General features: G+C 73.9%; 9 protein-coding genes. 2 read left to right on the top strand and 7 right to left on the bottom strand.

Features of this window, described 5'->3' with window-relative positions; genetic code table 11:
- Positions 1 to 436: 436 nt before the first annotated feature.
- Both ACZ56V_RS30935 and ACZ56V_RS30930 read left to right on the top strand, forming a co-directional pair.
- Entirely contained in the window at positions 437 to 5,497 is a 5,061-nt protein-coding gene (locus ACZ56V_RS30935; protein WP_468946874.1) for an ATP-dependent helicase, read from the top strand.
- 18 nt (positions 5,498 to 5,515) lie between these two features.
- Complete coding sequence (locus ACZ56V_RS30930; RefSeq protein WP_468946871.1) at positions 5,516 to 6,346, top strand: DNA-formamidopyrimidine glycosylase family protein; 831 nt, start codon at positions 5,516 to 5,518, stop codon at positions 6,344 to 6,346.
- Between the two features lie 192 nt (positions 6,347 to 6,538).
- On the opposite strand, the gene ACZ56V_RS30925 is transcribed toward ACZ56V_RS30930, so the two are convergent.
- The 7 genes from ACZ56V_RS30925 to ACZ56V_RS30895 form a co-directional block, all read right to left on the bottom strand.
- The gene (locus ACZ56V_RS30925; RefSeq protein WP_468946868.1) at positions 6,539 to 6,811 is read right to left on the bottom strand and encodes a hypothetical protein; all 273 of its coding nucleotides are present in this window, start codon (positions 6,809 to 6,811) and stop codon (positions 6,539 to 6,541) included.
- A 6-nt stretch (positions 6,812 to 6,817) separates the two neighbouring features.
- A complete protein-coding gene (locus tag ACZ56V_RS30920) occupies positions 6,818 to 7,288 on the bottom strand; it encodes a Dps family protein (RefSeq protein ID WP_104631034.1) in 471 nt (156 codons plus the stop codon).
- A gap of 219 nt (positions 7,289 to 7,507) precedes the next feature.
- Entirely contained in the window at positions 7,508 to 7,888 is a 381-nt protein-coding gene (locus ACZ56V_RS30915) for a helix-turn-helix domain-containing protein (protein ID WP_003973269.1), read from the bottom strand.
- A gap of 109 nt (positions 7,889 to 7,997) precedes the next feature.
- On the bottom strand, positions 7,998 to 8,543 hold the full coding sequence (locus ACZ56V_RS30910; RefSeq protein ID WP_356362624.1) for a CinA family protein: 546 nt from the start codon (positions 8,541 to 8,543) through the stop codon (positions 7,998 to 8,000).
- Positions 8,540 to 9,328, bottom strand: coding sequence for a CDP-diacylglycerol--glycerol-3-phosphate 3-phosphatidyltransferase (pgsA, locus tag ACZ56V_RS30905; RefSeq protein ID WP_468946864.1), 789 nt, complete (start codon positions 9,326 to 9,328; stop codon positions 8,540 to 8,542). The genes ACZ56V_RS30910 and pgsA overlap by 4 nt, the downstream gene beginning before the upstream one ends.
- Complete coding sequence (gene rimO, locus ACZ56V_RS30900; protein WP_356362620.1) at positions 9,325 to 10,806, bottom strand: 30S ribosomal protein S12 methylthiotransferase RimO; 1,482 nt, start codon at positions 10,804 to 10,806, stop codon at positions 9,325 to 9,327. The genes pgsA and rimO overlap by 4 nt, the downstream gene beginning before the upstream one ends.
- Before the next feature lie 91 nt (positions 10,807 to 10,897).
- Complete coding sequence (locus ACZ56V_RS30895; protein ID WP_356362618.1) at positions 10,898 to 11,758, bottom strand: helix-turn-helix domain-containing protein; 861 nt, start codon at positions 11,756 to 11,758, stop codon at positions 10,898 to 10,900.
- Positions 11,759 to 11,899: the final 141 nt, after the last annotated feature.

Here is an 11,899-nt window from a genome sequence, read left to right as displayed (position 1 = left end):
CCGACCGGTCCGGACGACCGGCGCGACCGCCGCCCACGGATGCCCGGCTCCGGCCACCGGGCTCGGGACGCCCGGCGCACGCCCACGGCGTACGCCCATGCGGCACGCGTCACCCGCACCGCCCGTCGCCCGCGGGGCTTGGGGAGCCAGGGGCATGGGGGAGCGCGGGAGGCGTGCGCCCCGCCCCCGGTTCGGACAGCGCCGGTACCGGCCTCCGGCGGCAGCCCGGACGGCTCGGCGACCGCACCGGACGACCTGCCGACCACCGTCCTTGGCTGTCCGGCTCCCGGCTCGGCTCGACTCGGCTCGGACACCCGCGCACGCCCGGTTCGCACGAGCAGTCCTACGTCCGGCCGGTCGATGCCCGGCACCGACGAGGGCCGGCCGGTCCGCTCGGCTCGGGCCGATTGTCAGTGGTCGGGTGCACGATGGATCCATGGTCAGCTCCGCACACCGAGCCCTGGACGGCTTCTCACCCGCGACCCGCGGCTGGTTCACGGGGGCCTTCTCCGCGCCCACCTCCGCCCAGGCGGGCGCGTGGCAGGCCATCTCGCAGGGTTCGGACGTGCTGGTGGTCGCCCCCACCGGCTCGGGCAAGACGCTGGCCGCCTTCCTCGCCGCGCTGGACCAGCTGACCTCGACGCCTCCGCCCGCCGACCCCAAGAAGCGCTGCCGGGTCCTGTACGTCTCCCCGCTCAAGGCCCTGGCCGTCGACGTCGAGCGCAACCTCCGCAGCCCGCTGACCGGCATCCGGCAGGAGTCCGTCCGCCTCGGCCTGCCCGAGCCCGAGGTCAAGGTCGGCATCCGCTCCGGCGACACCCCGCCCGCCGAGCGCCGCGCCTTGTCCACGCGGCCGCCGGACATCCTGATCACCACCCCGGAGTCCCTGTTCCTCATGCTGACGTCGGCCACGCGCGACGCGCTGACCGGCATCGAGACGGTGATCCTGGACGAGGTGCACGCGGTCGCGGGCACCAAGCGCGGCGCTCATCTCGCGCTCACGCTGGAGCGGCTGGACGAGCTGCTGCCGAAGCCTGCCCGCCGTATCGGCCTGTCGGCGACGGTCCGTCCCGTGGACGAGGTCGCCCGGTTCCTCGCCCCGCGCGGCAAGGTCGAGATCGTCCAGCCGGAGTCGGGCAAGGAGTTCGACCTGTCCGTCGTCGTCCCGGTCGAGGACCTCGGCGAGCTGGGCGGCTCCCCGGTCGCGGACGGCAACGAGGGCGCGGAGCGCCCGTCCATCTGGCCGCACGTCGAGGAGCGGATCACCGATCTGGTCCAGTCGCACCGCTCCACGATCGTCTTCGCCAACTCCCGGCGGCTGGCGGAGCGCCTGTGCAACCGGCTCAACGAGATCGCGTACGAGCGGGCCACCGGCGAACCCCTGGACGAGCACCACTCCCCCGCGGAGCTGATGGGCGGCTCGGGTGCCGCCCAGGGCGCCCCGCCGGTGATCGCCCGCGCCCACCACGGCTCGGTCTCCAAGGAGCAGCGCGCCCTCGTCGAGGAGGACCTCAAGGCGGGCCGGCTGCCCGCGGTGGTGGCCACCTCAAGCCTGGAGCTGGGCATCGACATGGGCGCCGTCGACCTCGTGGTCCAGGTCGAGTCGCCGCCCTCCGTGGCCTCCGGCCTCCAACGCGTCGGCCGCGCGGGGCACCAGGTCGGCGCGGTCTCCACGGGCGTGGTCTTCCCGAAGTACCGCGGCGACCTGGTGCAGTCGGCCGTGGTCACGGAGCGGATGCGCAGCGGCGCCATCGAGGCCCTGAGGATCCCCGCCAACCCGCTGGACGTGCTGGCCCAGCAGCTGGTGGCGATGACCGCGCTGGACACCTGGCAGGTCGACGACCTCCTCGCCACCGTCCGCCGCGCCGCGCCCTTCGCCTCGCTGCCGGAGTCGGCCTTCACCGCCGTCCTGGACATGCTCGCGGGCCGCTATCCCTCCGACGCCTTCGCCGAGCTGCGCCCGCGCGTGGTGTGGGACCGGATCGCCGGTACGGTCACCGGCCGGCCGGGGGCCCAGCGGCTCGCGGTGACGTCCGGGGGCACGATCCCCGACCGCGGGCTCTTCGGGGTGTTCCTGGCGGGTGCCGACCCGAAGAAGGGCGGCGGCCGGGTCGGCGAGCTGGACGAGGAGATGGTGTACGAGTCCCGCGTGGGGGACGTCTTCACGCTCGGCACCAGCTCCTGGCGGATCGAGGACATCACGCGCGACCGGGTCCTGGTCTCCCCGGCGCCGGGCGTGCCGGGCAGGCTGCCGTTCTGGAAGGGCGACCAGCTGGGCCGCCCCCTGGAGCTGGGCCGCGCGCTGGGCGCCTTCCTGCGCGAGGTCGGCTCCCTGTCCAAGGAGGACGCCCGGCTGCGCCTGGTCACCGCGGGCCTGGACGCCTGGGCCGCGGACAACGTGCTGTCGTACCTCGACGAGCAGCGCGAGGCCTGCGGCCACGTCCCCGACGACCGCACCATCGTGGTCGAGCGTTTCCGGGACGAGCTGGGCGACTGGCGGGTGGTGGTCCACTCCCCCTTCGGCGCCCAGGTCCACGCCCCCTGGGCCCTCGCCCTCGGCGCCCGCCTGTCGGAGCGGTACGGCATGGACGCCCAGGTCATGCACGCCGACGACGGCATCGTGCTGCGGCTGCCGGACGCCGACCTGATGGGCCTGGACTTCCTCGACCAGGACCCCGCGAAGCCGGGCCTCGAGTACGACGCCGAGAAGGCGCCGGTGGGCGCGGCGGACGTCGTCTTCGACAAGGGCGAGGTCGACCGGGTCGTCACCGACCAGGTGGGCGGCTCGGCGCTGTTCGCGTCCCGGTTCCGTGAGTGCGCCGCCCGCGCGCTGCTGCTGCCGCGCCGCAGCCCGGGCAAGCGCACCCCGCTGTGGCAGCAGCGCCAGCGCGCCGCGCAGCTGCTGGAGGTGGCGAGCGAGTACGGCTCGTTCCCGATCGTCCTGGAAGCCGTCCGCGAGTGCCTCCAGGACGTCTTCGACGTGCCCGGACTGGTCGAGCTGATGGGCGACCTGGAGGCCCGCAAGGTCCGCCTGGTCGAGGTCACCACCCCGGAGCCGTCCCCGTTCGCCCGCTCCCTGCTCTTCGGCTACGTCGCCCAGTTCCTGTACGAGGGCGACTCACCGCTCGCCGAGCGCCGGGCCGCCGCCCTGTCCCTGGACTCGCGGCTGCTGGCCGAGCTGCTCGGCCAGGCGGAGCTGCGCGAGCTGCTCGACGCGGAGGTGCTCACCGAGCTGGAGCGCGAGCTGCAGTGGCTCACCGAGGACCGCCGCATCAAGGACGCCGAGGGCGTCGCCGACCTGCTGCGGGTGCTCGGCCCGCTGACGGACGCGGAGCTGGCCGAGCGGGGCGCGGAGCCGCAGTGGGCGCCCGAGCTGGCCGCGGCCCGCCGCGCGATCAGGGTGCGGATCGCCGGCGCCGACCACTGGGCGGCGATCGAGGACGCGGGCCGGCTGCGCGACGCGCTGGGCACGGCGCTGCCCGTCGGTGTGCCGGAGGCCTTCACCGAGCCGGTCAAGGACCCGCTCGGCGACCTCCTCGCCCGGCACGCCCGCACCCACGGCCCCTTCACCTCGGTCACCGCGGCGGGCCGCTTCGGTCTGGGCGTGGCGGTCACCGAGGGCGCCCTGCAACGACTCGCGGGGACGGGGCGGGTCGTCCAGGGCGAGTTCCATCCCGCCGGCATCGGCCAGGAGTGGTGCGACGCGACCGTCCTGCGCAGGCTGCGCCGCCGTTCCCTGGCCGCGCTCCGGCACGAGCTGGAGCCGGTGGCGCCGGCCGCGCTCGGCCAGTTCCTCCCCCAGTGGCAGCACATCGGCAAGGGACACACGCTGCGCGGGATCGACGGGCTGGTCCGCGCCGTCGAGCAGTTGCAGGGCGCCTCCGTGCCCGCCTCCGCCCTGGAGAAGCTGGTCCTCCCCTCCCGCGTGGCGAACTACAACCCGGCGATGCTGGACGAGCTGACGGCCGCCGGTGAGGTGGTGTGGGCCGGAGCGGGTTCACTGCCCGGCAAGGACGGCTGGGTCTCCCTCTACCTCGCGGACGCGGCCCCGCTGCTCCTGCCGCCCCCGCATCCCCTGGAGACGACCGCCCTGCACGAGTCCGTCCTGAGCACTCTCTCGGGCGGGTACGGCCTGTTCTTCCGCCAGATCGCCGACCAGGTCCGCGCCACCACCCACCCGGAGGCCACCGATCCGCAGCTGGCCGACGCCCTGTGGGACCTGGCCTGGTCCGGACGGCTGACGAACGACACGCTGGCGCCCCTGCGCTCCCTGCTGGGCTCCGGGCGCACCGCGGGCTCCACGGCCCACCGTGCCAAGCGCGCGGTGCCCCGCGGCCGGTACGGATCGCTGACGGCCGCCGCCCGCCCGGCGTCCCGCACCGGCCCGCCGACGGTCGCGGGCCGCTGGTCGCTGCTCCCGGCCCGCGAGGCCGACGGCACGGTGCGGGCCCACGCCCTGGCCCGCACGCTCCTCGACCGGCACGGCGTGGTGACGCGCGGCGCCGTCGCCGCGGAGGGCGTCGAGGGCGGCTTCTCCGCGGTGTACCGAATCCTGGCCGCGTTCGAGGAGAGCGGCCAGGCCCGGCGCGGCTATGTGGTGGAGGGGCTCGGGGCGGCGCAGTTCGCCATGGAGGGCGCCGTGGACCGGTTGCGCGCGGTGGCGAACGCCCGCGAGCGCGGGGACGGCCGGGCGGGACCGGAAGAGTTCACCCGCGGCGCCTCCGCGGACCGCCCCGCACCCGGCGGCTCCGCCGAAGCGCCCGGCGACTTCTCCCTCGACACCCTCGGCCCGCTCGGTCCCCTGGACCCCTTCGGCGCCCCCGCGTCCAGCGGCCCCGTGGCGCCCGACGACGCCCCGGACCCCTTCGCCGACTTCGCCCCCGGCAGCCCTGGAGACCCCGCAGGCCCGGCGCCCTTCGACGACGTCTTCGCCGACCCCGACTGCCTGGGCCGTTCCCCCTCCCGAGGGGACTACATCTCACCGCGCGACTATGCCGAGCCCGGTGCCGGCGGCCCGCGCGGAGGTGGCGCACGCGGGGGCTTCCAAGGCCCGCGCGGCCCGTACGACGCCGGATTCCCCGGTCGTCGCGGCCACGGCGCCGCCGGTCCGCGGGCGGTCGTACTGGCCGCCGCCGACCCGGCGAACGCGTACGGTGCGGCCCTCGGCTGGCCCGAGCCGCCCGCCGGTGCCACGCACAAGCCCGGCCGCAAGGCGGGCTCCCTGGTGGTGCTCGTCGAGGGCGAACCGGCGCTCTACATGGAGCGCGGCGGCAAGACCCTCCTGCTGTGGCCCTCCGACCCCGACCGGCTGCCCACCGAGGACCCGCGTCTGCGAGCCGCCGCCGAGGCGCTCGCGGAGGCGGCCCGCGCCGGTTCCCTCGGCACGGTCACGGTGGAGCGCGTCAACGGCACGGCGGCCCTGACCTCCCCCTTCGGCCCCCTCCTGGAGGGAGCGGGGTTCATCGCCACCCCGCGCGGTCTGCGCATCAGGGCGTGACCCTGTCACCCTTGAGCCATGCCCGAAGGAGACACGGTCTGGCAGGCGGCGCGACGGCTGCACGACGCCCTCGCGGGCAAGGTGCTGACCCGCAGCGACTTCCGCGTCCCCCGGTACGCCACGGTCGACCTCACCGGCCGCACCGTCCTGGACGTCACCCCGCGCGGCAAGCACCTGCTCACCCGGGTCGAGGGCGGCCTGACGGTGCACTCGCACCTGCGGATGGACGGTTCCTGGAAGGTGTTCACGCCCGGCCAGCGCTGGAGCGGCGGCCCGGCGCACCAGATCAGGGTGATTCTCGGCACCGCCGACCGCACGGCCGTCGGCTACCGTCTCCCGGTGCTGGACATCCTGCGCACCGCCGACGAGCAGCGCGCCGTCGGCCATCTCGGCCCCGACCTGCTCGGCCCCGACTGGGACCCGGCCAGGGCGCTGGACAACCTGTGCGCGGACCCGGCCCGTCCGCTCGGTGAGGCCCTGCTGGACCAGCGCAATCTCGCCGGTATCGGCAACGTCTACAAGAGCGAGCTGTGCTTCCTGCTCGGCGTCACGCCCTGGCTGCCGGTCGGCGAGCTGCCCACCGACCGGGCCTCGCTGCTGCCCACGCTCGCGAAGCGGCTCCTGGACGCCAACCGCGACCGCCCGGTCCGCCGCACCACGGGTCTGCGCGGCCAGGACCTGTTCGTGTACGGCCGGGCCCCCCGCCCCTGTCTGCGCTGCGGCACATCGGTCCGGGTGGCCGACCAGGGCGACGGCTCCCGCGAGCGCCCCACGTACTGGTGCCCGGTCTGCCAGCGCGGGCCCGCACCGCGTCCGGGCGGCGTCGCGGGGACCCGGACACCGCGCTGAGGAAGCCGCCGACGAAAGCGCCGAGGAAGCCGGGGGCCGGTTCAGCCGGCGGCGGGCGGAGCGTCCATCCGGCCGACCGCCTCGCGCAGGTCCTCCTCCATGCCGGCGGCCCCCGCCAGCGCTCCCCCGTGACACCGGCAGGTCGCCTCGCACACAGCGCCGCAGGACATCACCCACACCCCCGCGGAAAGGTCAGCGCCGGTCCGGGCGGCTCGGGGCCGGTCCTCGCCCCGCCACCCCACGCCCACGCAGTGCCCGGCGCCACCGCCCCGCGCCCAGGGCACCCGCGGCCCGGCGTCGCGGCACACAGTGCACCGGCAGCACGCTCAGCCCCCAGCCGCCGACCGCGACCGCCCCTTCGAGCACCCCGGCACCGGGCTCCAGCGCCAGGCGCAGCACGGCCCACCACCACAACACGCCGAGGCCCAGCGCGGCCGCCCGGCGAGCCGTCCGCGCCGAGGCCATCCCGCGTCATCCGTTTTCGGCCTGGAACATCCAGTGCTGCTTCTCGAGATCGGCCGTGATCTGGATGAAGATGTCCTGGCTCACGGGGTCCGGGTCACCGCTCGCCGCGATCCGCTCGCGCATCCGCCCGATCACCGCGCCCAGCGCGTCCACGATGGTCTGTACGGCGGTGGTGTCGTCCACCCAGCCCTCGGGGGTCACGTCGATGCCGCTGCCGACGGCGACCGTCGCGGCCCGCCCGTCGGGTGAGACGCCGAGCGCCGAGGCACGTTCCGCCACGGTGTCCGAGTGGGTACGGGCGGTGCCGACCAGTTCGTCCAGCTGGAGGTGTACGGAGCGGAAGCGTGGGCCGACCACGTTCCAGTGGATCTGCTTCGCCACCAGGGCCAGGTCGACCAGGTCGACGAGGGCGCCCTGCAACGCCTCCGAGACGGTCTTGAGGTCCGCGTCGGACAACGGGCTCTTCACGACGTACATCCACGCCTCCGTCGGTTCGCCCCCCGGCCATCTCCTTCCACGATGACCGCACCCCCACGGACCGGCAAACGGGGCGCCCGCCCCGCCGGCGGCGCCCACGCTCCTGCGGACGCCCCCGCACCCGGGGACGCGCCGGGGCATGCGAAAACCCCGGCCGCGTCCCTCCGGTCTCCCGGAGCGACCCCGGCCGGGGCCTCACACGCACACGTTCTCGGGCGCTCAGGCGGCGACGACGTCCACTGCCTCGGCGGGCGCCTTGATGGTCACCCGCTCCGGTGGCACGCCGGTCACCGAGACGGAACCCAGCATCGGGCGCACCGGTGCCGGTACGGTCTCGCTGGGTGTCGCCGCAGCGGACCGGGCCAGCTCGGCGAGGGCGAGTTCGTCGCTCACTTCCCGCATGAGCTCGGACATCCGTACGTCCAGCGCGTCGCAGATGGCGGAGAGCAGCTCGGAAGAAGCCTCCTTCTGCCCCCGCTCCACCTCGGAGAGATAGCCGAGTGACACTCGGGCGGACGAGGAGACTTCGCGCAGAGTACGGCCCTGGCGTTGGCGCTGCCGACGCAGCACGTCACCCAGCAGGCGACGGAGCAGAATCATCGGTGGCTCCCTCCTCGGACCGTGTAACCGCATCCTTCACGCCCCACCGTACCGCCTCGCGCCGCGGCCGTGCGGGGAGCGATGTCGTGTTCACTCAGGGCTGCAAACATCAAAACCCCCCGTTCCGTTCCGTATCCTGTGCCCGCTCATTCCCGGTCTGTTCGCTCGCAAGCTCCCTCAGAAGAAGCGCGAGTACGCTCCGTACACTCTCCATACGAATTTCCGCGCGGTCGCCGTTCAACCGCAGCGCCTCCACTTTTCCGCCATCGGTGCAACCCTGCCCGGCCCCGGAAGGCCCGTCCACGGCCACGAAGACAGTCCCCACAGGTTGCCCGTCCTGTGGGTCCGGGCCGGCGACGCCCGTCGTCGCGATGCCCCAGTCGGCACCCAGCGCCGTGCGTACGCCTGCCGCCATCTGGGCGGCGACCTGCGGGTCCACGGCTCCGCGCGCCGCGAGGAGCCCGCCGTCGACGCCGAGCAGCTCCTGCTTCAGTTCCGTCGCATAGGCGGTGACGGAGCCCCGGAAGGCCTTGGACGCTCCCGGGACCGCCGTGAGCGCGGCAGCGACCATTCCACCGGTCAGCGACTCGGCGACCGCGAGGGTCTCGCCCCTGACCGTGAGTAGTCGCACCACGTCGGCGGCCGTGGAACTCAAGCTTCCGTCCCCTTCAACGCCGCTCTGCGTTCGGCGATTCCCCGGCGGCGCAGCACAATGGCCTGCTTCACATAGTCCAGTCCGGTCGCCACCGTCAGGACGACCGCCGCGGCCATCACCCAGAACCTCAGGGTGGCCAGGGGCCCCGTCAGCGCCAGGACGTACATGCCGACGGCGATGCCCTGGGTGAGCGTCTTGAGCTTGCCGCCCCGGCTCGCGGGGATGACGCCGTACCGGATGACCACGAAACGCAGGACGGTGACACCGACTTCCCGGCCGAGGATGACGGCCGTCACCCACCACGGCAGGTCGCCCAGCGCGGACAGGCAGATGAGCGCCGCGCCCATGATCGCCTTGTCGGCGATGGGGTCGGCGATCTTCCCGAAGTCGGTGACCAGGTTGTAGGTGCGCGCCAGATGCCCGTCGAAGAGGTCGGTGATCATGGCGACGGCGAAAGCGGCCCAGGCGAAGGAGCGCCAGGCCGGGTCGTACCCGCCGTTGCCGAGCATCAGCGCGACGAAGGCCGGCACGAGGAGCAGCCGGAGCATCGTCAGCAGGTTGGCGACGTTCCAGACGCTCGCCTGGTTGACGGCCGCGGCCGCGATCTTGCCACCGCGCCCGGCCGCACCGCCCTCGGTCGCGCCCCGTTCCGCCGTGCCCCGGTCCACGACGCTCCCCAGGCCCGTACACTCGCCCGGCTCCTGCGCCGCGCCCGAGGCGCCGCGCGGGCCGGTCCTGCGCGCACTGGAGGAGCCGCCCGCCGCGGACGCCGGGACTCCGGTCATCTGCCGGCCTCCTCACTCCACTCGGGCGAGCCCAGCAGCGGTTCGGCCACCAGGTCGACACCCTCCGTACCGACCACCTTCGCGTCGACCATACGACCGACACGCAGGCCTTCGCCGCTCGTGAGCAGCACCTGGCCGTCGGTCTCCGGGGCCTGGTGCTCCGCGCGGCCGCGGACACCGTCCCCGTCGTCGGCGGACGCCACGGACTCGACGAGTACCCGCACGGTCGCGCCGACGCGCTCGTCGGCCCGCTGCGAGACCAGTTCCTCCGCCAGGCGGGAGACACGTGCCAGCCGCTCGGCGACGACGTCCTCGTCCAGCTTGTCGCCGTAGGTGGCCGCCTCGGTGCCCTCCTCGTCGGAGTACCCGAAGACGCCGATGGCGTCCAGCCGGGCGTGGTTCAGGAACCGCTCCAGCTCGGCGAGGTCGGCCTCGGACTCGCCGGGGAAACCGACGATGAAGTTGGAGCGGACGCCCGCCTCGGGCGCCTTGCTCCGGATGGTGTCCAGGAGCTCCAGGAAGCGGTCGGTGTCGCCGAAGCGGCGCATCGCGCGCAGCACGTTCGGCGCGGAGTGCTGGAAGGAGAGGTCGAAGTAGGGCACGACCTTCTCGGTGGAGGTCAGCACGTCGATCAGACCGGGGCGCATCTCGGCCGGCTGGAGGTAGCTGACCCGCACCCGCTCGATGCCGTCGACGTCGGCGAGGTTCGGCAGCAGCGACTCCAGGAGCCGGATGTCGCCGAGGTCCTTGCCGTAGGAGGTGTTGTTCTCGGAGACCAGCATGATCTCCTTGACGCCCTGCTCGGCCAGCCACCGCGTCTCGTTCAGCACGTCGCTGGGGCGGCGCGAGATGAAGGAGCCGCGGAAGGACGGGATGGCGCAGAAGGAGCAGCGCCGGTCGCAGCCGGAGGCCAGCTTCACGGAGGCGACCGGGGAGCCGTCCAGCCGGCGGCGCAGGGGCGCGCGCGGCCCGGAGGCGGGGGCGACGCCCTCGGGCAGGTCGGTCGGGCCGTGTCCCGGCAGGGCGACCGCGGCCCCGGCCTCCTGCCGCTCGGCGGGGCTGATCGGCAGCAGCTTGCGCCGGTCGCGCGGGGTGTGGGCGGCGTGGATGCCGCCGTTCAGGATGGTCTGCAGGCGGTCGGAGATGTCGGCGTAGTCGTCGAAGCCGAGGACGCCGTCGGCCTCCGGGAGGGCGTCGGCCAGTTCCTTGCCGTACCGCTCGGCCATGCAGCCCACCGCCACGACGGCCTGCGTTCTTCCGTGGCCCTTGAGGTCGTTGGCCTCCAGGAGGGCGTCCACGGAGTCCTTCTTGGCGGCCTCGACGAAGCCGCACGTGTTCACGACGGCGACGTCCGCTTCCTCGGCGTCGTCGACGAGCTTCCAGCCGTCCGCCTCCAGACGGCCTGCGAGCTCCTCCGAGTCCACCTCGTTACGGGCGCAGCCAAGGGTGACGAGTGCGACGGTACGGCTTTCAGGCATGGGCTCAAGACTACTTCGTCCCGCCGACAGCCCATGTCGACGGGGTTGGCCGATCCCGGCCAACCCCGTCCCGACTCGTTCCCCGCGTCCCCTATCCGACCTGCGGGTCGCCCTTCGTGTACGTGAGGCGCTCGACGGCGCCGGGCCGGAAGTCGTCCTCGATCTTCTTGCCGTTGACGTAGAGCTGGATGGCTCCGGCGTCACCGAGGACGAGCTTGACCTTCTCGTTGTCCTGGAAGGTCTTGGAGTCGCCCTGCTTCAGCAGTCCGTCGAAGAGCAGCCGGCCGTTGTGGTCCTGGGCGGAGATCCAGCTGCGGCCCTCGGTGGCGCTGACCTTGACGGTCACCTTGTCCGCGGGCGCGGCGGCGATGGCGCTGTCGCTCGGTTCCGGCTTGGGGTCGGGCTTGTCGGGCTTGCCGCTCGACGAGGCGGACTCGCCGGACGACGGCTGGGCCCCCTCGGCGACGCTCGCCTCGTTGCCGCCGTCGTCACCGCCCTTGACGAAGGTGAAGCCCACGAAACCGATCACCGCGACGATCGCGGCGACCATGGCGGCCGTCCAGTTGGGTCCGCGCCGCTCCGGACGGATGCGTTCCGCCTCGAACAGGGGCGCGGCGGGGGTCGGCTCCGGGCGCCCGCCGTGCTCGGCGTCGAACCGCTCGAGCAGTTCGGCCGGGTCGAGGCCGACGGCCTTGGCCAGGGTGCGGATGTGACCGCGCGCGTAGACGTCGCCGCCGCAGGGCGCGAAGTCGTCCGCCTCGATGGCGTGCACGATGGCGATGCGGACCCGGGTGGCGGTGGTGATGTCGTCGACGGTCAGCCCGGCGGCGATCCGGGCCTGCTGCAGGGCGCGGCCCACCGAGGGGCGGGCTTCCTCGGGAACGTCTGCAGGGGCGTCGCGGGACATGTCTTCGATCGGACGCTCGTCTTCGGGGGAGTTGCCGTTGGACACGGGGGCGCCTTTCGAGCGTTTAGCCGCCTGTGCTGGGCGTTCAGTCTAGGGGGGGTGCAAACGGGTGGGGCAACCGGGCGGTACGACCTTTACGCCATCGGAATGGCCCGGCACCCCGATGGTGGACTACCTGTTTGTCAC

This window comes from Streptomyces sp. NPDC034099 (assembly GCF_055575415.1).
Note: the sequence above shows the minus strand (reverse complement) of the source record. Positions and strands in the feature narration are given on the sequence as shown.